The organism is Acinetobacter sp. GQ146 (genome assembly GCF_059758585.1).
In genome coordinates, this window is record NZ_JCAXDV010000001.1 from 342,103 (window position 1) to 366,047 (window position 23,945).

Below are 23,945 nucleotides of genomic sequence, written 5' to 3' on the forward strand. Positions count from 1 at the left end.
AATATCGATGGGAAATCGAATACATATAGCTCGTCAATATTGAATTCGAGAATAGCTGAGATATTGAGTACTTGCAGGATTGCAAGAGATTGCTGCTAAAAGGATTTAGACCATGATGGTGAATCATACAGACAGAATTGCGGTAGAAAATATTTCAATTTCACCACAATTGAAACTGGTACATAAGAATGAATTGTACCAATTCCATTCTATGGTTAAGCCGAGTGGTGCGCAGTGCAATATTGATTGTGAATACTGTTTTTACTTATATAAGCAAGATTTCCTTAATCAACCGAAATATCCGCGTATGGAAGCTTCGGTATTAGAGTTGCATATCCGTCAATATATTGAAGCGCAAACTGGACCAGAAGTGGTGTTTAGTTGGCAAGGTGGCGAACCGACCTTAATGGGGCTAGGTTTCTTTAAACAGATTGTTGCTATGCAACAAAAATATAAGAAGCCCAATCAAGCGATTTTTAATGACTTACAAACCAATGGTTTGTTGCTAGATGATGAGTGGTGTGCATTCTTGCAGCAACATGGCTTTTTAGTTGGACTTTCGATTGATGGTCCAGAACGCTTACATGATATTTATCGTCGTACTAAAAACGATAAGCCGACTCACTCTTTGGTGCTCAAGGCCATTGAATTACTCCGTCATTACCAAATTGAGTTTAATGCTTTATGTGTGGTGAATGATGTAAATGCCAAGTATCCACTTGAAGTCTATCAATACTTAAGAGATGAAGTTCGCCCCAAAATGATTCAGTTCAGTGCTGGCATTGATCCAGTTGAACCTGACTGGATGCTGCAACCCAAATCAGCATTGAAAAAAGTTGATACAGCGGTCAGCAGTTGGACGGTGAACAGTCAGGATTGGGGCAATTTTCTTGCAACAATCTGGCAAGAATGGCTCGCCAAGGATTATGGCGACGTTTTTGTCGATCAGTTTGAGAATGTAATTTCACAATTATTTGGCTTTGGCCCACAAAAATGCACCACAGGGCAAATTTGTGGCAAAGCAGTCGCGGTTGAGTTTAACGGCGATGTTTATTCTTGCGACCACTTTGTCTATCCAGAATTCAAACTCGGGAATATCCGAGACATCCATCAAGGTGATTTGGTGTTCTCGAAAAAGCAGGAAAAGTTTGCATATGACAAATATCTGACTTTACCCAAATATTGTAAGCGTTGCGATTTCTTAGCACTGTGCTGGGGAGAATGCCCAAAAAATCGATTTACACACACGCCAGAGGGAGAGGCAGGCTTAAATTATCTGTGTGCAGGATTAAAAATATTTTATCGACAAGTAGTAAAAGACCAAGATGTCTTGATGCAGTACCTCAACAACGGTGTTGCATGAAATAAGCCAATCAATTGGAAGCGTATAAAAAAATTCTGACGTAAGTCGGAAGGGATAATTACACCTTAAAAAAACGGTCAAGGAGGGTACCATGGGTATCAAGAAGTCAAAGCTGTGTTTGTCTATCGGGACGGCTTTATTATCATGTGCTGCAATGATGACAGTACAAGCGGCATCACCAACAACCTATCAAAAAGGAAAGACCATCAGCGATGATCCTTTTTTGAAGGCGGTGATCACTTCTGAAAACATGGAACCCGCGATTATTCACCCCGCACAAAATGCTGCTGCACAGCAAAAAATTGAGGCCTATAAAAAGAAAACAGGACGTAACCCGAACATTCTGATTTTTATTGTGGATGATATGGGCTGGGGTGATATTGGTGCCAACGGCGGCGGTGAAGCAGTCGGTGCGCCAACCCCAAATATTGATAAATTGGCCTATGGCGGTATGCGTTTTACCTCTTTCTATGCACAGCCTTTAAGTACGCCATCCCGTGCGGCAATGATGACTGGCCGTTTACCGATTCGGACTGGTTTAACTCGTCCAATCTTAACGGGTGAAAAACTCAAAGCCAATCCATGGGAGGGTGAAGTGACTGCTGCGGGTCTGTTGCAAAAGGCAGGTTACCGTACCGGCATGATTGGTAAATGGCATTTGGGCGAAATTGATGGTGCCTATCCACAGCAAAATGGCTATGACGAATATTTTGGCTTCTTACAGGTTATTTCAAATATCACAGAAATGACGGATGAGCGTTTATATCCAAATTTGGTTCATGATCCAGAGCGCATTGAAGCGATGCGTTCAATTCAGCCACCACAAATTACCAGTGGTATGAAAAATGGCCCGATTAAAGTAGAACAAAACATCAAAACGATTGATGACATCAGCCGTCTGGATCAAAAGTTTGCGGATTATTCCGATGGTTTTATTCGTCGTTCTGCGAAAAAGAATGAACCCTTCTACCTCGTGCATTCATTCTCGCGTTTGCATAACGACAACTATCCAGCACCAGGTTATGCCGGCAAAAGCCCCGCCAAATTCCCGTATAAAGATGGTGTAGTCGAAGTCGATGATATTGTGGGGCGTTTAATGAAAACCCTGAAAGATACAGGGCAGTTGGAAAACACCATCGTATTCTTCACCTCAGATAATGGTGCCAATGAAGATGTATGGCCAGATTCAGGTTTCCATCCATGGAAAGGTGGTAAAGGAACCACGTGGGAAGGCGGTATCCGTGTGCCAGGAATTGCTTACTGGCCGGGTATGATTAAAGCGGGTCGCGTGAGTGATGGCCTCTTTGACATTTTAGACTTATTCAATACCTCGGTGGCTCTAGGTGGTCAAAGCAGCCAGATTCCAAAAGATCGCTATTTTGATGGTATCGACCAGACGAGCTTCTTGTTGGCAGACGATGGTGAATCCAATCGTGAAACCTCCTATTTCTATGCAAATAACCAGTTTGCAGCGTTACGTTGGAACGAGTTTAAAGTGCATTTTAAAGTGATGGATACGACTTCACCGCGTAAGAATATTGATGCCACAGTACTGTCAGTCGCCAGTCCTGCACCATGGGCTTACAACCTGTACTTAGATCCGAAAGAGCAAATTCCAAGCCATCACGGTTTTGAATGGGGGTATCCACGTACCTTGAATTTGGTACGTTACCATGCGAGCACATTCAAGAAGTTCCCAGTTAAAGACATCGGCTTAAACGTACCGTAATGGTGCTTTCGTAAAACCCATCAGATTAGATATCAGCTATTTAATCTTGAATTTGTGGGTGTTTTTCATAGGACCGAAAAATACTCACTGATTTAAACTTACACTAAAGGATTAGCGTTGAGATGAAATTAATTAAGAAAAAATACCTTGCTGTAGCAACGTTGTCGGTATTTGCAGGTCAAACCTACGCTGCAGGTTTAGAGCGTTCACCACAGCAAATTGATGCTTTGTTTGAAAATGGCACTTATGCCGAAGTCAGCTATACGCATATTTCCCCAGAAATTACGGGAACAGACTCAAGTGGTCACCATATTTCAGATATGGCAGAAGATTTTCAAACGCTGGGGTATGCGGTAAAAACGGACTTGACTCCGAACTTACGCCTCGCGGTTATTTATGATGAACCCTACGGTGCGAAAGTAAAGTTTGAAGGTGAAAATGACTTTATTGCACAGAATTTACCTGCTGCTGATGCCAGTACCCGTGTGGAGGTCAATTCAAAAAATCTCACGACTTTATTGGGTTATAACCTCAATAAAAACTTCATGATCTATGCTGGTCCAGCACTGCAAGAACTTAAAGCCGATGTACATTTACGTGGTTTGACCTATCAAGCTTCAAGTGGTTATAACAATAGCTTTGATGATATTGCTGTCGGTTGGGTGGCAGGCATGAGCTATGCCAAGCCAGAGCTGGGTATTCTTGCTTCATTAACCTATCGTTCTGAGATTGATCATGAAACGATGATTAAGGAAGATGTTCCTTTGGCGGATCTTCTTCAATTCCCGTATGAACATTCTAATAAAGGCACAATTACGACGCCAGAATCTGTGAATTTGCACTTACAAACAGGTCTAAATCAGACCACCGCTGTATTTGCAAAAATTCGCTGGGTGCCATGGGGAGACTTTGCGTATTATCCTCCTGCATTAAAAGCGACCACAGCTTATGCATTGCAAAACAGTGGTTTACCGTTACTCAACTACCATGATGACCAAACTGCGGTAGAGCTCGGACTTGGTAAAAAAGTCATGCCAAACCTTGCAGTATCGGTATCTGGTTTGTGGGACTCGGGTGCAGGGGCGCCAGCACCAACATTAGGCCCAGTTGAAGGTTATTGGGGTGCGGGTTTAGCTGCACGATATAACTTTAATGACAATGTTGCCTTAAGTGTCGGTGGTCGTTATATGTGGTTTGGTGACGCGAAAGGGGAAGTATCAGATGGCCGTATTGTAGGTGATTTCAAAGACAATACCGGTTATATCGTGGGGATGAAGCTTTCTTATAAATCAAAATAATTTTTTCTAATTTTTACCAGTTTAGGTCCTTCCTTCTTCCTGAAACATGGAGGAAGGGAATTTTTTATTGGATATTAAATAATCAGTGGCAATATATGCTGGATTGAACCTAGGTAGCTACAGAGCTAGGGCAATTTGACTGACTGATTCAAGTTGCAATAATTTTAGTGCAGAGCGAGGGTGGGCGAGCGATAACAAGGCATATTTCGATCTTTAAAAATGCTGTGTTGAAGTTACTATAAAGTAAATTGTAATATCTATTTGATTTTAAACAAAAAATATAATTGGCATAGAATTCGCTTTCAGTATCTTAACTTGTATACAAGATAGGATGCATAAAGTGAGTAGACTTCAAGCTTTGGGCTGGACCATTCATGAATGGCAAGAGGCTTATATTAAACAACAGATTCAACTCGCAGATTTAATCACTTGGGTGCAGTCGTTTGATCCTCAAGATACGGCTTGGATTGCCATAGCACCAGCAGCTGTATTGCAACAGCAAATTGAGGAATTGCAACAGAGAAGTCTTCACAGCCAGTCCTTATGGGAACAGTTCCCACTATACGGTATCCCTTTTGCGGTGAAAGACAATATTGATGTCAACGGTTTCGCCACGACTGCTGCCTGTAAAGCGTTAAACTCAATTGTCACTGAAGATGCTGAAACTGTGCGTTTACTTAAGCAAGCCGGCGCGATTGTGGTTGGGAAAACCAACTTGGATCAATTTGCAACGGGTTTGGTGGGCACACGGTCGCCATTTGGCGCTGTCAAAAATAGTTTTAATCCCGAATATGTCAGTGGCGGGTCAAGCTCAGGTTCTGCAAGTGTAGTGGCACGTGGTTTGGTGCCTTTTTCCTTGGGAACCGATACGGCAGGGTCGGGGCGAGTTCCTGCGGCATTCAATAATATTGTAGGGTTAAAACCAAGCAAAGGGCGCTTCTCGAATTATGGTCTATTACCCGCTTGTAAAAGTATTGACTGTATTTCGGTATTTGCTCTGACCGTAACCGATGCTGAAGCGGTAGCACAGGTATTGGAACAATTTGATGTACGTGATAGCTATTCACGCCATAACCCAAAAACAGCGCCCGCCAAATTCTCGGCAGGACTGAATTTTGCCCTTCCAAAAACTTTGCAATTCTTCGGTGATGTGCAGGCAGAGCAAGCTTTTCAGCAAGCAATTGCGCAGTTAAAACAGATGAATGTTAGGTTGACCGAAATAGATTTTTCGATTTTTGAACAATTGGCAGCCCAACTTTATCAAGGTTCATGGGTGGCTGAACGTACAGTGGCCGTCGAAGCCATATTAGAGCAAGCACCAGAAGCATTTGATCCAACCGTTTTAGAAATCATTCAGCAAGGCAAGCACTATACGGCACTCGATGCCTATAAAGCCGAATATTTGAAGCATGATTTGGCGCGACAAATTCAAGAGTTACTGTCTGAGTTCGATGCCTTGGTTGTGCCAACATCACCGACCATTCATACCCTAGCAGAAATGCAGCAGCAGCCAATTCAGTACAACTCACATTTTGGCACTTATACCAACTTTACCAATTTGGCGGACTTAAGTGCTTTGGCATTACCTGCGGGATTCCGTGGTGATGGTTTGCCGTTTGGCATCAGCTTGATTGCCCCTGCATGGCATGACCGTGCTTTGGCAGATTTTGGATGCCAATGGCAGCAACATCTGCAACTCCCTCTAGGGGCGACAGGACGTCCTTACGCTGAAAAGGTAAAGTCAATCTCTGCACCATCAGCGCAGCATATTCGTGTGGCGGTAGTGGGAGCACATTTGACAGGAATGCCTCTGAATTTCCAGTTGACGACCCGACAAGCCGTACATGTGGAAACCACGAAAACCTCAGCCCATTATGCCCTATATGCTTTGAATGGCACGATTCCGCCAAAACCTGGTTTAGCACGTCAAGCACAGGGACAGGAAATTATTGTCGAACTTTGGGATGTGCCAACAGCAAGGTTTGGTGAGTTTGTCGCTGAAATTCCAACGCCTTTGGGCATGGGCAATGTTGAGCTCAGTGATGGGCGCTGGGTCAAGGGGTTTATTTGCGAGCCTTATGGTTTAGCCGATGCTGAAAACATCAGTCATTTTGGGGGCTGGCGCGCCTATATTCAGCATCGTAATGCACAACAACTACAAATAACACATTAAAAAAATAGGAACGCTCATGTTTAAAACTGTATTAATTGCCAACCGTGGTGAAATAGCTGTACGTGCAATACGTACCTTAAAAAAATTAGGAATCACCAGTGTTGCTGTGTATTCGGACAGTGACCGTTATGCGCAGCATGTTCAAGATGCTGATCTTGCAGTGGACTTACAGGGAACCAAACCTGCTGAGACATATTTATCAATTGAAAAATTAATTGCTGCTGCAAAACAAACAGGTGCTGAAGCAATTTTCCCAGGTTATGGTTTTTTGTCTGAAAGTGCTGAATTTGCACAAGCCTGTGAAGCCAACCATATTGCTTTTATGGGACCAACTGTCGAACAGATTTTGGAATTTGGTCTGAAACATCGTGCACGTGAATTGGCTGCTGCTGCGCATGTTCCAATGACATCGGGTACAGGTTTGCTCAATAGTTTAGAAGAAGCATTGGTTGCTGCGGCAGAAATTGGTTATCCAATTATGCTGAAAAGCACCGCAGGAGGAGGCGGTATTGGTTTAACCCGCTGTGATACGCCTGAAGCACTGCAAGATGCTTATGCCAGTGTCAAACGTTTAGGTGAACAATTTTTTAAAGATGCAGGCGTGTTTTTAGAACGTTTTATCGATAAAGCACGTCATGTTGAAGTCCAAATTTTTGGCGATGGTTTGGGTCAAGTAGTGGCTTTAGGTGAGCGTGACTGTTCCTTACAACGCCGTAACCAGAAAGTGGTGGAGGAAACCCCCGCTGCATTATTGCCTGAAGCGACACGTCAGAAGTTACATCAAGCGGCAGTAGAACTGGGTGCTTCGGTTAACTATCGTAGTGCGGGCACCGTCGAGTTTATTTATGATGCTGCGCGTGATGAATTTTATTTCTTGGAAGTAAATACTCGTCTACAAGTCGAGCATCCTGTGACAGAAATGGTAACAGGACTGGATTTAATTGAATGTATGCTCAAAGTGGCTGCGGGTGATGGCTTAGATTGGGAAAAATTGCAGAATATTCAGCCGCAAGGCGCTGCGATTGAAGTGCGTATTTATGCAGAAGACCCTGTGAAAAACTTTCAACCGAGTCCGGGGGTATTAACTGAAGTTTATTTTCCTGAACACGCTCGTGTGGATACATGGGTTGCGACGGGCACAGAAATTTCACAATATTTTGACCCGATGATTGCCAAAATCATTGTGCATGCGGAAAACCGTGAACAAGCGATTGCAAAATTACAGCAAGTGCTGAGCGAAACACGCCTTAATGGTATCAGTACCAATTTGGATTATGCCCGTGCTGTTATTGCCGATCAGCGTTTTGCCGAGATGAACATTTGGACACGGATGTTAGATGATTTTACTTATGTGCCAAAAGTAATTGAAGTCTTGCAGCCGGGAACTTTAAGCTCGATTCAAGATTATCCGGGACGGACAGGGTATTGGGATATTGGTGTGCCACCCTCAGGTCCAATGGATGATTATGCTTTCCAATTGGGGAATAAAATTGTAGGTAATCCACAAAATGCGGCAGGATTTGAGTTCACTTTATTAGGACCTACACTCAAGTTCCACGCGACAACTACGATTGCATTAACAGGTGCCCCATGTGTCACCACATTGGATGATCAACCTGTTGCGTTTTGGTCGGCGATTCAGGTGAAGGCGGGGCAGGTGCTTAAACTGGGTCAGGTGGATTCAGGATGTCGAACTTATTTGGCTGTACGTCATGGTTTAGATGTCCCGCTATATTTAGGCAGTCGTGCAACTTTTGCTTTAGGTAACTTTGGCGGACATGCAGGGCGTACATTACGTACTGGCGATATGATTAAACTGGTTGATCCTGATATGCCGCATGTTGGGTTAACTTTAGCCACAGCCGAACCCCAAGATCTCGCATGCGATTTGATTCCACGTTATGGGCATGAATGGAAAATTGGTGTGCTCTATGGTCCGCATGGCGCTCCTGATTTCTTTAAAGCGGAATATATTGAAGAGTTTTTCCAAACTGAATGGACAGTACATTTTAACTCCAACCGCTTAGGTGTCCGTTTATCAGGTCCAACTCCAAGTTGGGCGCGTGAAAATGGTGGTGAAGCAGGCTTACATCCCTCCAATGTACATGACTGTGAATATGCAATTGGGGCAATTAACTTCACGGGGGATTTTCCTGTGATCTTGGCAAAAGATGGTCCAAGTCTGGGTGGTTTCGTTTGTCCAGTAACGATTGCCAAAGCAGAGCTGTGGAAAGTAGGGCAATTAAAAGCTGATGATAAAATTAGTTTTTACCCGATGACAGTCGAGCAAGCCAATGCTTTAGAACGTCAGCAAATTGAGCAGATTGAGCATTTTGCTACGGCTCAAATGGTTGCAGAAAGACCAGCAGAAATCGAGCTAGGTAGCACCATACTGGCTTTACGTGAGGAAACAGCAACAACACCAAAAACAATTTACCGTCAGGCAGGAGACAGTTATATTCTGCTGGAATATGGTGAAAATGTATTAGATTTGGCGCTGCGTTTACGCGTGCACCAATTGATGCAAATGATTCGTAGCGCGAACCAAAACGGCATTTTAGAACTGTCGCCTGGGGTACGCTCACTGCAAATTAAATATGATGGTCTGGTGATTTCACAGCCACAATTGATTGCACATTTACTTGAGTTGGAATCTTCAATGGGAGATTTAAGCCAGTTAAAAATTCCATCTCGGATTGTGCATTTGCCAATGGCATTTGAGGACAGTTCGACTTTGGGCGCTGTGAAGCGTTATCAGGAAAGTGTCTGCGCCAAAGCACCGTGGTTGCCCAACAATGTCGATTTTATTCAACGGATTAATGGTTTAGACAGCCGTGAACAAGTCCGCGACATTATTTTTGATGCCAATTATTTGGTACTTGGCTTAGGCGATGTCTATCTGACTGCACCTTGTGCGGTACCAATTGATCCGCGTCATCGTTTACTCAGTTCGAAATATAACCCTGCACGGACCTTTACTGCGGAAGGTACAGTGGGTATTGGCGGTATGTACATGTGTATTTACGGCATGGACTCCCCAGGGGGGTATCAGTTGGTGGGGCGTACCTTACCTATTTGGAATAAGTTTAAACAAAACAAACAATTTGGTGATAAACAATGGTTCTTGCAGTTCTTCGACCAAATTAAATTCTTCCCTGTTACTGAAGCAGAGTTGAATCAATGGCGTACCGATTTTGCACATGGTGTAGCGCAGATTCAAATTGAAGAAACTGAGTTTGATTTTGCCAGTTATACCCAATTTTTACAGGACGAAGCCGAAAGCATTGCAGTATTCAAGCAACAGCAACAACACGCTTTCAGCTCAGAAGTCGGGCGTTGGAAAGAGGAACATAGCGCACAACCCGAAGAAATCATTCAGCAACAGTTCGAAGACTTTGATGATTTCTTAGCTGTGAATGCTTCTATGACAGGTAATATCTGGAAAATTTTTGTTGAGTCAGGACAGGAGATTAAAAAAGGTGAAACAGTTGCTATTATTGAAGCCATGAAAATGGAGTTGCCTGTGTATGCGACTGAAGATGGCATCGTTAAAGCAGTCATTTGTCGTGCGGGGCAGACCGTACACAGCGGAGAACCTTTGGTGTATATGGAATAGAGTTGAGTATAGGAAATGAAAAGCGCGACAAGTAAAAGTGCAGACAGTTTGTCCGCGCAGGTCTATCAACGTATTAAAAACGATATCTTTGATTTTAAATACATGCCAGGTGAGCGTTTTACTGAGTCTGAACTTGCTCAAGTTTATGCAGTGAGCCGAACTCCGATTCGGCAAGCTTTGTATCGCTTACAGCAAGAAGGCTATGTCGAGGTCAGTTTCCGCAGTGGTTGGCAAGTCCGACCACTGAACTTCCGCTATTATGAAGAACTATATGATGTACGGATTGTGCTGGAAAAAGAGGCCATTTATAAATTGTCACAACAGAATTGTGAGCAATCCAGTGAGTTGACAAGACTGAAAGCAATTTGGATGGTGGAACCACAAGATTATCTGAATGACATAAAGCAACTCTCGCAAATGGATGAAGATTTTCACTGTGCTTTGCTTCGTGCAGCAGGTAATCATGAGATGGCGCGAATTCATCGTGATTTAAGTGAAAAAATACGGATTATCCGCCGTCTAGATTTTTCGAAACAGTACCGGATTGAAGCGACTTATCAGGAACATCAACATATTTTAAAACTGATTTTTGAGAAAAAAACTGAAGATGCTATTGCGGCAATAGTCACCCATATTCAGCAAAGTCGAGATGAGGTGAAAAAGATTACTTTACATATGCTTGATCCGAGCCAGTTTGTTTAAGTGTCTATTCAAGATCCGTTTAAAAATACATTCGACGGCAGATGAGTTGCTAAGATGTGCATGCAGCAAAAGTAAAGATTTTGTTATACTATTACATTAATCTTCACTTTTCGTTTGGCTTGCGAGCATCTCATTTTGAAACTGTTGACCCCACAAAAATCCGTACCGACCCATATTATTTCTGGATTTCTCGGTGCGGGAAAAACGACCTTATTGAACAGTGTATTGGCACAAAAGCCTGAAGGTGAAGTCTGGGCGGTGTTGATGAATGAGTTTGGGCAGATTGGGGTCGATCAAAACCTGCTTCCACAAGACGAAGGTTATGCGGTCAAAGAACTGTTAGGTGGTTGTTTGTGTTGCAGCAGTCAATTACCAATGCAAATTGCGTTATCGCGTTTGTTGTCTGAAGCGAAACCCGACCGTTTATTCATAGAACCGACAGGTTTGGGACATCCCGCCCAACTGTTAGAACAACTGACGGAACCGCATTGGCAAAGTCAAATTCAGATGCGCGCTTTAGTCACGGTGGTGGATGGTTCACGCTTGCATGAGCAAGAATGGGTCAAGCAAAACCTGTATGCCGATCAGCTCAAAGCCGCGCAGATTGTGGTGATTTCTCACGTAGAACAGATGCAGGCTGCGGATGAACAAGCTTTAAAGCAATTACAGCAAGAATATGCAGCGTATGCCCAGACATGGTTAAAACCCGATTTAGGGCAACTCCAATTGGCCGAAATTGATGTGCCATTTCAAGGCATACAACGCAAAATTCAACCCTTAATTCAATTGCAAAAGCAGTATAGCAATACAGATGCTTTACCTGAAATTAAGCAATTGCCTTACCATTATGTCGAAACAGCGCAAGGCTATAGTGTGGCAGGTTGGAAATTTTCCAAACGTTGGCAATTCGATTTTTATGATTTGCTAGACTTGTTATGCGAACAACAGGATTGGCTTCGAATTAAAGGCATTTTCAATACCAATCAGGGCTGGAAAAGTTTTAATTTTAATCCGAATCAATTCAATTATCAGTCTGCACCTGAAAATGTAGATAACCGTATTGAAGTGATTGTACAAACTGAACGAGACTGGACTTTATTTGAAACTCAGTTACTTGCTTGCCGTATAGATACGGAAACGGATTAAAACTGTTCAGCAAAATTGTGTTAAATCTTATATGCTAGGCGCCAAATTTGAGGAACTTTTCATGGCGCTGAAAGCAACAATTTACAAAGCAGATTTGAACATTGCCAATATGGATGTTCACCAATATGGTGATTATCAACTCACCATGGCATTGCACCCTTCAGAAACCCTTGAACGTTTAATGGTACGGATTTTGGCATTTTCCCGTTATGCGTCGGAACAGCTGGAATTTACCAAAGATCTCTTTGAAACCGATGAGCCCGCGCTATGGGAAAAAGACCTCACGGGGCAATTGGTTCAATGGATTGAAGTGGGTTGTCCAGATGAAGATAAGGTTAAAAAAGCCAGTGCCCGTTGTAAGTCGGTGGCGGTAATCGCCTATGGTACATCTGTAGAAGAATGGTACAAACGCAACAGCAAATTGAAAACATTGCGCAATGTCGAAGTCTGGCAATTAACGCCAGCAACCACAGAAGCCATTCAGCAATTGTGTGAGCGCACCATGCAGCTACAATTAAATGTGATGGATGGCGAATGGACATTAATTGGTGATCATGCCCAAGCACAAATTGAGTGGATTCAGTTACAGTAAACGGTATTTAAGGAGTTTTTGAAATGACTAAAGAATTAGAGATTATTGATTTAATCGTGGGTGAAGGTAAAGAGGCGGTAAAAGGCGCTTTAATTACCACGCATTATACTGGTTGGTTGGAAGATGGCACCAAGTTTGATTCCTCGCTTGACCGAGGTAATTATTTTGAGTGCGTGATTGGTACAGGTCGAGTCATTAAGGGCTGGGATCAAGGCATTATGGGCATGAAAGTCGGCGGTAAACGTAAGTTGATCGTTCCGGCACATTTGGCTTATGGTGAGCGTAAAATGGGGAATATTATTCCTGCAAATTCAAATTTAATCTTTGAAATTGAATTATATGATGTAAAAACGCGTGACTAATAATATTTGAAAAATAAACCATAGCATGTGGATGAAAAAGCATGTTATGGTTAAATCAAGCTCGGCTCAGTTATTGCTATTGAGCCGAACCAAAACTGCATTAAAAATTAAATTCGCGATCAAGGAATAAGCGCGACTTGTATAATAAATTCCCCCAGCGATATGGGATCATTCAATTTATCTTATATGCGCTTAGTAGTGTGTTGCTGCTGCTACAGCAATCCAGTTGGGCACTCTACGAGCCAGTTCCCAACTCTTACTACGTCCAGCAGAAAAATATCAATCCTGTCAACTTTACTGAAAACAGCACCAGTTATTTGGCAGGACAATGGCAATTTTATCCGCAGCAATTCATACAAACAGCAACGCCTGCTGCACCCACACAAACCGTTATATTGCCTATTTCCTTTAAAGAATTGGGTTATCCAAAAAATACCTATGGCACCTTTGTCGGGCATTTTAAAATTCCCTCAGAATTTATTGGTCGCCGTATAGCGATTTGGATTCCAAATCAATACGGGGCTTATCGGATGTACCTGAATGGGGACTTACTGCTCCGGCTGGGGGAGGTGGGCAAAACTGTAGCAACACATCAGACGGAAAATGCCCCACGCTTTGCTTATTTTATTGCCGAGAATGAATATTTTACTGTCACCATGCAGGTGTCGAGTTTTCAAAGTTTACACGGTGGTTTGGAAAATCCTATGCGCATAGGAGTCAGTAAAACCATTAACCGTCAGTTTCAACAATTGATGATGAGTATTGCTGGAGTCTGTGGTGCCGTGATCGGTGTTGGTGTTTTTACCATCCTGTTTGGTTTTTTCCGAGGCGTCAAACATCACCAAAGTCGGGGCTTCTTGGTTTTCGGTGTTTTTATTATCTTTTTAGCCCTGCATAATTTATTTTCTGCCCCCTATGTGTATACCGTATTTACCAATATCGATTGGTTATGGGGCACACGGCTGGAATATATTTTCACCTATCTTTCCGCGTTATTCTTTATTAACTACATGTTTTTACTGAATCGACGTTATTTACATCCCAACATCTTTGCCATTGCAGTTTTTATTCTCAGCCTGAATATCGTGATGACCTGTTTGACACTCCCTGATGTGTTTGAACGGTTAGCATTTTATAGTTTTCTATTTGGTATTGTGGTGGTATTGAATTTTGCCTATGGTTTTTTAATTACCATTAAGCGGCATGAGCCTTATTCGAGCATTAATCTATGGGCAGTGGTGTTGCTGTGCGTCACCTTCTTACATGATTTTTTATTAAGCCTGAACTGGATTGATTCCATAAATTTATCGTTTGCTTCGACCAGTTTTTATGCATTTTTAATTATGTTGCAACAGTCCAAGAGCTTTGCCTACCATTCAGACCGCATTGAAAAATTGAATAATAATTTATTAGAGCTTAACTCTTCTTTAGATCAGAAGGTGAGGGAGCGAACACTGCAATTAAGCGAGCTGAATGCAAAGCTAGAATTACAGGCAAAAATAGATCCTCTAACGGGTGCATTTAATCGGGGCGCATTGAATTCTGAAATCCAGCGTCAATTTGCTGAAACCTCGCAACATCATAATGCTGTATTGGCATTTGCCATGTTAGATGTCGATTATTTTAAAAACTATAATGACTATTATGGTCATCTCAAAGGTGATGAAATTCTGCAACAACTGGTTCAGGTGATTCAAGCTCATCTGCCTGAACATGCCTATTTGGCGCGTTATGGGGGAGAAGAGTTTGCTGTACTGATACGTGATATGCCAGTTGTGGTGATTGAAAAAAGCTTAAATCAGTTGCTACAAGCTATTCGTAATCAGCATCTTGAACACCTCAACCGTGCCGATGCAAAGCAATATGTCACCATGAGTATTGGAGCGGCCTATATGGATCGAAACCATCCATTTCAGGATATACACGAACTGATGAAAGCCGCAGACCAAAATCTGTATCTCGCCAAGAATGCTGGGCGAGATCAGCTTAAAATATGATCGCGACTAATTAAGGTGCTATGAGATATTTAATCATCGGAATGGTCTGTTGTTCTGGTAGTGCATAAGTACGAACTTGAAAGCCCTGTTTTTGGTAAAAACCGAGAGCTGTCTGGGTACTTTCAAGCGTGATTTGTTCTAGATTTCTTAGTTTTAAATGAGCAGTTGCACTGTTGAGTAATGCGGTTCCAATGCCCTGATTTTGCATCTCGGGTAAGGTGTAATTCAGTAAGATTTTCCCAATGTCACTGACCATAATAAAGCCGACAATGTGCTGATTGATACTATAAATCCAGCTGTCGTTATAATGCATCCATAACAGTAAATTGGCATGCGTGATTTTTTCCAACCATGCCTGAATTTTACTTTCATCGGATTGATGGTCTGGTACGCAGGAACGAATCGCTTCCTGTAAAACATAAAGAATCTCAGGGATATCCTGAATTTTTGCTGCCCTAATCATTGTTTGTTCTTATTTCCTGAAAACAGGCTTATTTCATGTGAATACGCTCAATTACAAAAGTGGCGATTTGTTGCTTTTTATGTATGTTTTGCTATTTGCTTAAACTTTACCCAGCACAATTTATTTGATCTGGGTCACAGATTACGGAGTACTAAGTCTTCATTAATCTGATTTTTCAAAGAATTATGTTAAAGCAAGCAAGAATTCCGAGTATGATGAAAAAGACTGTAATGCTGAATGTACTCCTAATCGGGAGGGGATATGTTTAAAATTATCGTTTTGTTTGTATTGGGGATGGTGCTGACAGCGGCTTGGCAGATTTTTAAAAAAATGAGAAAGGCGCAAAAGTATCGCACTCAATATTTAGCCAAAACACAAACGCAGAACTTCGTGGTTGATGATCCGGCATTGGATCTGGTAGAGGGGCTGGTCATTGAAATTGAATACTATGAGCAAGTCCTGTTTGATGATGCGGCACAACTGTTTTTTGAGCAAAATATTCATATTCGAGATCTTCAGTGTGCTGAAGAAATTCAATACAATTTACTGAAAAAATTACCAGCAAAAACCTTAACTCAAATTCGTCAACTCGATCTAAATGAATGGTCAATTTATTGGTATTTTTATGATCAGTCTTTGGAATATTATGTGGGTAAATATGGGGTGTTCTGTAGTCATGTAGATCGTCATGGTGAAGAACATAAGTGTGAAACTACATTAAATCCGCAGGATCGCTAGCCGACCGCGGCACAACAAAATAAAGAGCAAAGCTATTCATTCCCTGCGCCGTATTTATTTACTTTGCCTTTTAATAAAAAATTCCCATAATGTGCCATCTCTTTGGGAATGTGACTGATGTCTGGACTGGAAATTTTTGCTGTCATCATTAGCCTCATTGGCGTGGCATTAACGGTTAAGCGCAATATGTGGTGTTGGTGGTTTAATTTTCTCGCCTTCGTTCTGTATGCCTATTTGTTTTATACCTTTAAACTTTATGGTGAAACAATTTTACAGTTTTTCTTTATCGGGCTAAATTTTTACGGCTTCTATCATTGGTTAAAGGGTAAACAGCAAGATCACGAGATTCGGATTGAACCGATTGCAGGTAAAACCGTGTTATGGCAAATGGTATTGGCGGCTTTGGGCGGTTTGCTGTTTGGTTTGAGTCTTCATTTCTGGACCGATGCTGCGGTTCCTTTGCTTGATGCGCAACTTGCTGCATTTAGTTTACTTGCCACCTATTGGACAAGCCGCAAGCATATTGCGACATGGATACTCTGGGTATTTGTCGATATTATTTATGTCGGAATGTTTATTTATAAAGATTTGTTCTTAACTGCGGGACTGTATGCTGCTTTTGTGGGTTTGGCTGCATCCGGCTGGTGGCAATGGATTCAAGTACAAAAGCAACAGCAACACAAACTCACCGAGTCTGCATAGTTTTATAGGACAACCTTATGCTGATCGATTTTAAGCAAGCCAAATTGCAGCAATTTGATGCTTTGGCGCGAAAAATTGCGCATTCCCCTCAGGATTATCTACAATTTGATTCAGTTGCTGATTTTTATCAGGCGGAGTGGCTATTACAATTTCCGCCAGGCACCACGTGGACTGCAACGGGCTTGGATGATGGGGCAACCGAGTTTTATGCTTTAATTGAATATCAGCATCATTATTTAAAAATCAGCTGTTTAGAACAAAGCACAGCCATCTTTGGCATTTCTAATCAGCATAATTCAAAATAGGTCAATGACAGTGCTGGCGCAATTGATTTAAATCAGGCACTCAAGTAATGCTGCGCAATCGAGCCGATTCAGAGTATGAGCGTGGCATTTCAGTCCAAGCAAAACAAAAATAGAAGGAACCCTCATGGCACATCAGTTTACTGTGAATGCAATTATTCGTGGCGTCTCACTGGCAGACTTTAAACGCCTAGCAGCAGATACCCGCTTACATGAAGAAGTCTGTCGCCGTATACCTGGCGAAAATTTAGAAATTTTGGAGTCTAAAAAACAAGGGGATCAATACACGTTAAAACGTGCCTACAATTTAGATGTCAATATTCCCGAAATTGCGAAAAAATTATTAAAAGATGCCTTCCGTTTACATCGCACAGATGTGAGTGATCTTGAAGCCATGACCTCAACGGTTGATTTGGGCGCGAACTTACCTTTACAGGCCAGTTGTAAGCGTTCTGTGAAAGGTTCAGACCAGCAAATTGAATTCCAGTTAGATTGGACCGTAAATGTGAAGGTGCCTTTAATTGGTGGCATGTTAGAAAAACATGCGGAAGGTGAAATTCGTAAATTCAGTGAAATTGAGTTGACGATTGTTGAAGATGAGTTGAAAAAGAGCTTAAGTATTTAAGTTCCTGCCGAATAAAATACAGGAGATCATATTGAGATGACCTCCTGTGTTACATCAGTAGACTAAAACCTATTCAGCTTTGATTTAGCGTTTGAACATCGAAAATGCTTTTTTCAGCGGTAATTTATCTGTTGCAAAACCATAAATGGCAGCAAAAGGCAGTGCAGTTCTGGCCAAATATGCCACACGCCATAAGCCACCATGATTCGCACCATGCATCATAAGCTCTAATGGATGTTCCATCACCGTTTCAGGATTGGCAACAGACTCAGGATTACGTAAGTCATGAATCCATAACGCTGCCATAATGGCATTGGTGGTTTCAGGATTAAATGCTTCGACATCAAACAAGCTTGCCCCATTAAAAGCCGCTTTTAGCAGTGGATTCTTGGTGACGGAATGTGTCGTGGTCGAAGGGGCAATATTGATACTGACGCGTTGACCTTCATGACGGGCTAATATTGCACGCCACTGTTGAATACGTTTGGCGAGCGCATAGTTAGGACCTTGTTCTATTACTAAGCAGTCGGCAATGCCATATTCTTGCCCATTGTCTGAAGCAATCAGTTCATGCAGGTTTTGCTGGAAAAAGTGTTTTAACGAAGCCGTTGCGACCCCTTTGGTCAGCACTTTTTGAAGCTGCGAGCGGTAGCGGAATTTGTCGGCTGATGAGGCAACAACCTCTTTAGGTACAGCATAGACATCGGTTGGGGTACACATAAACATTAAGCTGGTATCGGCTTTTTGTTCACTGACCACTTTCATAATGCTGTCCATGGCCATGGCTACACGGACGTGTTTTTCACCATCTAAATAAGCAATCGCAGCTAAATCAAGCTGATGATGGCTTTTTAGTAACCATTGAGCAATTTCAGGGGTTTGCGTGAGTAAGTTTGCCCCCAGTTTGCTACTTAATTCACGGGTTGGGGTATTTTCAGGTACGGGCGTTGCGCTTGGTGCATACAGGGTAGCATTACCATTTTGTACGGTATTAAGAATTTTTTGCCAAACGCGCTCATTCGGTAAATCGACCGCTACAATATTGGCTTTCCATTGTGATAACCAGGTCAGAGGACCAGCTTCTGAGCCAGCACCAAATAACACCATGGTACGGTCGGATAAATCAAACCACTCTGGATGTGCATTGGCTAGGCGTAAGGCATCGGCATGTGAAGGTTCAATAATGCCGTCATCTTCCCATTTTTGTACTTGAGCCAATAAGCTTTCACCTTTTAGGTTTTGGCCATGGTAAGGAATATACCATTCAGGTTCTGCTTGCCCTTCACCTTGCAATTGCACCGTATGCAATTGTTCCTGCGGAACCTGCATCATGTCTTTTAGTAAATAACGCTGTCCCTTACGGTAAAATTCAAAGCTGTGCTGAGCTTTATGTAGCCCTTGCTTGGCAATGGTAATCGGGTTGTTACAACTACGAATGCCATGTTCGACCAAGGCTTTAAAATATTTTGGATAATTTTTACGCCATTTTTTTTCTTTTAAAGCTTGCTGGGCAGATTGATGGTCTACAATCGATAATGCTTCAGCAATAATTTCCTTGCCTGTACGAGTTGTACTTGGTTTTTGGGTATCGGGTTGAACAGGGAACTGTAGACCCTCTAAAGAGCTGGACATGCAAAAAATCTCGTCTGATTACAGTATTAATATACAGATGTATTCATTATCTATGCCAAATTAAAGATTGGGGTGGCATTAAATACCAATTTATGTCCGCAGCGTCTAAATTTTAAAAAAGCGAAGTGCGAAACTAGAATATGGGGTAGGGCTTTGAAAATTTTGAGGGCGGCATTTAAAGATAAAGGGATAATACTGTCAGTCTGGGCAATCGACTGACAGTCATTAAAAATGGATTTAAATAATAAGATGACTAGCAACGGCCTTTTTTTGCTTGACCTGGTGGGCAGAAATCTCCTCCGCCATGTTCATAGTGCCCCAAGTTACCATTCGGATCGACCACAATACTGCCTTCAGGAGTATGAACAGCACATGCAGTCAGTGCGCTCAAACTGAAACAGGTTGCAATAATCATAAGAAATTTATGCATATATACATTCTCCATCTTGTTCTGATTTGGGTTTATGTCTAGAGAAAACACTTTATTGTTACGATTTATTCTATGTGAAAGAAGCAATGAAATAAAACATTATTTGAACAAGTAGGTAGGGAATGGCGGATTATTTTGCATAATTCGCCATTCCGAAACATTGATCAAAGCGGGTTGAGGCAGTGCTTAAAAGGGAAGTTGAGCGAGCTTATTTAGGAAGTGTGGAATTAAGCGCGGTTCAAGCAAAATGGTGACCACTACGCCATATGCTGCCCCCCAAAGATGCGCACTATGGTTAATATGCGAATTGCCACGTTTACCTGACCAAATGCTATAGGCCACATACAGCACGGCAAAAATAATGGCTGGTACGGGAATAAAGAACACAAAAATGAGTTTCCAAGGTTCAAACAGGATATAGGCAAACAAAACTGCCGATACGGCACCTGAAGCCCCGAGACTTGCCCATTGGAAATCATTTTTATGCTTTAAATAACTTGGCAAGATGGCCACTATAAGTCCACCTAAATAAAACAGGGCAAAACCAAGATCGTAAAAATATTGACGATAAAAACTTTCAATAATGCTGCCAAAGAAAAATAGGGTAATCATATTGAACAGCAGGTGTGCGCCATCCGCATGCACAAAACCATGGGTAATAAAACGGTCATACTGACCTTTTTGCATGGCAGGAGGCCAGAAAATTAAGCGGCTCATGAGCTTTTGATTGGAGAACGCCAAAAGTGAAACCACTACAGTAATGATAATCAGCGCTACAGTATGGTTGAAAGGCAGATTGAGCATAGAGAAAGGTTCAAATTTTCATATTTAAAGCTTAATAATGCCATTAATTGTCTAATTGCACAGAACTTTTAGAATAAATCCGACAAATTTGGTTGATTTTTTTTATTTAAGCCGCATCTTCAGTTAAAATAGCGACTTCAGCTTGAGGAAATATTGTTATGTCGACTGAGAACACCAGCACTGCAGTTGCAGAAGAGATTCCAAACCTATTAATCACACCAAATGCACAAGAGTATTTACGTGATTTATTGGCGAAACAAAATACTCCAGGTATTGGTGTACGTGTTTTTGTAGAGAATCCTGGTACACCTCGTGCTGAATGTTGTATGGCATATAGTGCGCCTGAAGAAGTTATTCCAACAGATTATAAGCAAGACTATCCAGACTTCCCGGCTTATGTAGATGCACCATCAATTCCATACCTATTAGATGCGGTGATTGATTACAATAAAGACCGTTTTGGTGGTCAGCTGACTTTCCGTGCGCCAAACTCGAAAGTGCCACGTGTTGGACCAGATGCATCTGTGGAAGAGCGTATTACTTATGTCTTGCAATCGGAAATTAATCCTGGTTTGGCTGGGCATGGCGGAAACTGTGCGCTGGTAGAAGTGGTTGAAGATGAAGAGCATGGCTTAACTGCGGTGCTTAAGTTTGGTGGTGGTTGTCAAGGTTGTTCAGCAATCGATGTCACCTTAAAGCAAGGTGTAGAAACCACGCTTAAACAACACGTACCTGAATTACAACGCGTGATTGACCAGACGGATCATACTCAAGCAGAAGGTGCTTACTTCAAGTAATCTGCACCCTCAAATTAAAAAAACCTCCACCTTTGGAGGTTTTTTTATGTCTGTTATAAGCCTATATTCTGACCATGTAATATTATTATCATATGTTAATGATAATTGTTATTAATATTAATTGCATTTGTAGCTATGTTTGTTACACTCTGAAACCGAAATTTCATGTTGTTTTCTATCTTCCAACAGTTTTTTGGGGTCATTGAATGAACAGACGTATTGTCCAATCCGCATTAGCACTTTCTATTTTGTCGGTTATGAGTGTGCTCAGTCATGCTGAGAATGTACAAACAGAACAGCACACCGCTGCAACAGAACAAATGACGACACAAGCTACAGATACGACCCAGCTTGAAAAAATTGTCCTGACGGCTGAAGAACAGGTCAAACAATCTCTAGGAGCCTCAGTAATTACTGCAGAAGATTTGGAAAACCTGCCCGTAGTCAATGACATTTCTGAATATGTCCGCCGTATGCCCGGGGTGAATCTAACGGGGAATAGTGCAACGGGGCAGCGCGGTAATAACCGTCAAATTGATATTCGTGGAATGGGACCTGAGAACACCTTGATTTTGATTGATGGCAAACCTGTAACTTCAAGAAACTCGGTGCGTTATGGCTGGCGAGGTGAGCGTGATACGCGAGGTGATTCGAACTGGGTACCTGCTGATGCAATTGAATCGATAGAGGTGCTACGTGGTCCAGCGGCAGCCCGCTATGGTTCTGGAGCAATGGGCGGTGTGGTCAATATTAAAACCAAGAAAGTGACCAATGAAGTACATGGTTCGGTTGAACTATTTAGCAATCAGCCTGAAGATTCTAAAGAAGGTGAGTCTGGGCGTGTCAGTGTAAATCTAAGCGGCCCAATTATTAAAGATGTTTTATCCTATCGTTTATATGGGAACTTTAATAAGACTCAACCAGATGCCATAGATATCAATAAGTTCATTAATAGTACTGCGGCAGGAAGAGAAGGGGTTAAAAATGAGGATGTATCTGCACGTTTGGCTTGGCAAATCACAGACAGTCAAACCCTTACATTGGATGCTGCTTCCAGCCGTCAGGGGAATCTCTACTCAGGTGATTCTCAACTGAATGCGGATGCCGAAGCGAATGCTATTTTGTCAGCCTTATATGGCAGTGAAACCAATACAATGTACCGCGAAAGCTATTCATTAATGCATGATGGTGAATGGGATTGGGGTAATAATAAATTAATCTTTCAATACGATAAAACGAAGAACAAGCGTTTATTGGAAGGCTTAGGTGGCAGCACCGAAGGGCGGATTAATACGGAAACCGATAAGTCGACTTCAACCTTAGATACTTTCCGTATAAATGGTGAAGTGAATATTCCGTTTGAGGTTTACATTCCTCAGAATTTAACCATAGGTGCTGAATGGATTGAAGATGATTTTACCGACGAAGCCAATACCAGCGTGGGTTCAACAGGAAGTTCAGCAGGTTTAGATGCGATTGCACCCAAAAATCGTAGTGATATGAGTTCACGAATTGCATCCGTATATGCAGAAGACAATTTAAAAATTACCGATTCGACAGACCTAGTACTTGGTTTACGCTTTGATGATCATGATAAATCAGGATCAAATTGGAGCCCAAGTCTAAACATAACGCAAAAATTAGGGGATTATTTCACGGTTAAAGGTGGAATTGCGAAAGCTTATAAAGCCCCCAATATGTATCAAAATGCAGAAGGGTATTTGTTATCGACTAATGGTAATGGTTGTCCAGCGACTATTCAAAACCGTTGTTTGCTTCAAGGTAATGCAGATTTAAATCCTGAAACATCAATCAACAAAGAATTGGGGATCCAATTCGCCAAAGATAATGTTAATGCGAGTTTCGCATGGTTCCGTAATGATTATAAAGACAAGATTGTGGCAGGAACTGAAATTATTACCACAGCTACAACGACTTCAGGAACGACTTGGAATGTCTTGCGTTGGGAGAATATTCCTGAAGCTTTGGTTCAGGGCTTTGAAGGCAGTATCGGTCTAGAGTGGGATCATATCAGTTGGACCAATAACTTTACTTATATGATGGATTCAGAAGATAAATCCACAGGTAACCCACTTTCTCTTGTACCTAACTATACGATTAACTCAATTTTTGGCTACGACATTACCGATCAATTGGATGTGAATTTTGTTTATACCCAGTACGGTCGTCAAAAGTCTCGCCAATATGCTCAAAATCGCATTGAAGCAGGTGTGGGTTCGGGGGGGACAGATGATGCATTGCAACCTAGTGTCGTGAAAAGTTATGGCATTGCAGGTATTAATCTAGGCTATAAATTTACTGACAATCTGAGTACGCGTATAGGGGTGAGTAATTTATTTGATGAACAGAAATTAAGAGATAGTGAGTCGACCAGTCAGACTTATAACGAACCGGGTCGTGCCTATTATGCATCCTTAAAATATTCGTTCTAAGCTGAGCATTTATGCAGAAAG

Annotated in this window: 20 protein-coding genes; 16 read left to right on the forward strand and 4 right to left on the reverse strand. The window is 42.0% G+C overall.

The annotated features are described in order from the left end of the window. Window positions 1-112 precede the first annotated feature (112 nt). The 10 genes from AC6CHI_RS01590 (at window position 113) to AC6CHI_RS01635 (ending at window position 14,978) form a co-directional block, all read left to right on the forward strand. Window positions 113-1,363 carry an anaerobic sulfatase maturase gene (locus AC6CHI_RS01590; protein WP_498119151.1) on the forward strand — a complete coding sequence of 417 codons (1,251 nt, stop codon included), beginning with the start codon at window positions 113-115 and terminating at the stop codon, window positions 1,361-1,363. A 91-nt stretch (window positions 1,364-1,454) separates the two neighbouring features. After that, window positions 1,455-3,092, forward strand: coding sequence for an arylsulfatase (locus tag AC6CHI_RS01595; protein WP_498119152.1), 1,638 nt, complete (start codon window positions 1,455-1,457; stop codon window positions 3,090-3,092). A gap of 122 nt (window positions 3,093-3,214) precedes the next feature. After that, entirely contained in the window at window positions 3,215-4,390 is a 1,176-nt protein-coding gene (locus AC6CHI_RS01600) for an OmpP1/FadL family transporter (RefSeq protein ID WP_498119153.1), read from the forward strand. A 331-nt stretch (window positions 4,391-4,721) separates the two neighbouring features. Next, a complete protein-coding gene (atzF, locus tag AC6CHI_RS01605) occupies window positions 4,722-6,563 on the forward strand; it encodes an allophanate hydrolase (RefSeq protein WP_498119154.1) in 1,842 nt (613 codons plus the stop codon). A gap of 16 nt (window positions 6,564-6,579) precedes the next feature. Next, window positions 6,580-10,179, forward strand: a complete 3,600-nt coding sequence (gene uca / locus AC6CHI_RS01610) for an urea carboxylase (protein WP_498119155.1) — start codon at window positions 6,580-6,582, stop codon at window positions 10,177-10,179. Window positions 10,180-10,194: 15 nt separating this feature from the next. Then, a complete protein-coding gene (locus AC6CHI_RS01615) occupies window positions 10,195-10,881 on the forward strand; it encodes a GntR family transcriptional regulator (protein WP_498119156.1) in 687 nt (228 codons plus the stop codon). A gap of 135 nt (window positions 10,882-11,016) precedes the next feature. After that, window positions 11,017-12,027 carry a CobW family GTP-binding protein gene (locus tag AC6CHI_RS01620; protein ID WP_498119157.1) on the forward strand — a complete coding sequence of 337 codons (1,011 nt, stop codon included), beginning with the start codon at window positions 11,017-11,019 and terminating at the stop codon, window positions 12,025-12,027. Between the two features lie 61 nt (window positions 12,028-12,088). Continuing rightward, a complete protein-coding gene (locus AC6CHI_RS01625) occupies window positions 12,089-12,619 on the forward strand; it encodes a YaeQ family protein (RefSeq protein ID WP_498119158.1) in 531 nt (176 codons plus the stop codon). Between the two features lie 23 nt (window positions 12,620-12,642). Beyond that, window positions 12,643-12,981 (forward strand): FKBP-type peptidyl-prolyl cis-trans isomerase, encoded by a 339-nt coding sequence (locus AC6CHI_RS01630; protein WP_458890789.1) that lies wholly within the window; start codon window positions 12,643-12,645, stop codon window positions 12,979-12,981. 137 nt (window positions 12,982-13,118) lie between these two features. Then, window positions 13,119-14,978: a sensor domain-containing diguanylate cyclase gene (locus AC6CHI_RS01635; protein ID WP_498119159.1), complete on the forward strand. Its 1,860-nt coding sequence runs from the start codon at window positions 13,119-13,121 to the stop codon at window positions 14,976-14,978. A 10-nt stretch (window positions 14,979-14,988) separates the two neighbouring features. Here AC6CHI_RS01635 and AC6CHI_RS01640 read toward each other — a convergent pair whose 3' ends face one another. After that, the gene (locus tag AC6CHI_RS01640; protein WP_498119160.1) at window positions 14,989-15,441 is read right to left on the reverse strand and encodes a GNAT family N-acetyltransferase; all 453 of its coding nucleotides are present in this window, start codon (window positions 15,439-15,441) and stop codon (window positions 14,989-14,991) included. 261 nt (window positions 15,442-15,702) lie between these two features. On the opposite strand from AC6CHI_RS01640, the gene AC6CHI_RS01645 reads away from it, so the two are divergent. From AC6CHI_RS01645 to AC6CHI_RS01660, 4 genes are all read left to right on the forward strand, one after another. After that, window positions 15,703-16,179, forward strand: coding sequence for a hypothetical protein (locus AC6CHI_RS01645; RefSeq protein WP_498119161.1), 477 nt, complete (start codon window positions 15,703-15,705; stop codon window positions 16,177-16,179). A 117-nt stretch (window positions 16,180-16,296) separates the two neighbouring features. Continuing rightward, complete coding sequence (gene pnuC / locus AC6CHI_RS01650; protein WP_498119162.1) at window positions 16,297-16,881, forward strand: nicotinamide riboside transporter PnuC; 585 nt, start codon at window positions 16,297-16,299, stop codon at window positions 16,879-16,881. A 17-nt stretch (window positions 16,882-16,898) separates the two neighbouring features. Continuing rightward, window positions 16,899-17,186 (forward strand): hypothetical protein, encoded by a 288-nt coding sequence (locus AC6CHI_RS01655; protein ID WP_498119163.1) that lies wholly within the window; start codon window positions 16,899-16,901, stop codon window positions 17,184-17,186. A 124-nt stretch (window positions 17,187-17,310) separates the two neighbouring features. Continuing rightward, window positions 17,311-17,808 carry a DUF2505 family protein gene (locus AC6CHI_RS01660; protein WP_498119164.1) on the forward strand — a complete coding sequence of 166 codons (498 nt, stop codon included), beginning with the start codon at window positions 17,311-17,313 and terminating at the stop codon, window positions 17,806-17,808. An 84-nt stretch (window positions 17,809-17,892) separates the two neighbouring features. Here the strand turns inward: AC6CHI_RS01660 and AC6CHI_RS01665 are convergent, their stop codons facing one another. From AC6CHI_RS01665 to AC6CHI_RS01675, 3 genes are all read right to left on the reverse strand, one after another. Continuing rightward, the gene (locus AC6CHI_RS01665; RefSeq protein ID WP_498119165.1) at window positions 17,893-19,440 is read right to left on the reverse strand and encodes a hypothetical protein; all 1,548 of its coding nucleotides are present in this window, start codon (window positions 19,438-19,440) and stop codon (window positions 17,893-17,895) included. Window positions 19,441-19,693: 253 nt separating this feature from the next. Further along, window positions 19,694-19,870 (reverse strand): hypothetical protein, encoded by a 177-nt coding sequence (locus AC6CHI_RS01670; protein WP_498119166.1) that lies wholly within the window; start codon window positions 19,868-19,870, stop codon window positions 19,694-19,696. Window positions 19,871-20,056: 186 nt separating this feature from the next. Beyond that, on the reverse strand, window positions 20,057-20,674 hold the full coding sequence (locus AC6CHI_RS01675) for a rhomboid family intramembrane serine protease (RefSeq protein ID WP_458890781.1): 618 nt from the start codon (window positions 20,672-20,674) through the stop codon (window positions 20,057-20,059). Window positions 20,675-20,832: 158 nt separating this feature from the next. Between AC6CHI_RS01675 and nfuA the strand changes: the two genes are divergently transcribed. After that, on the forward strand, window positions 20,833-21,471 hold the full coding sequence (gene nfuA / locus AC6CHI_RS01680; protein WP_498119167.1) for a Fe-S biogenesis protein NfuA: 639 nt from the start codon (window positions 20,833-20,835) through the stop codon (window positions 21,469-21,471). A 206-nt stretch (window positions 21,472-21,677) separates the two neighbouring features. Further along, window positions 21,678-23,924: a TonB-dependent siderophore receptor gene (locus AC6CHI_RS01685; protein WP_498119168.1), complete on the forward strand. Its 2,247-nt coding sequence runs from the start codon at window positions 21,678-21,680 to the stop codon at window positions 23,922-23,924. Window positions 23,925-23,945: the final 21 nt, after the last annotated feature.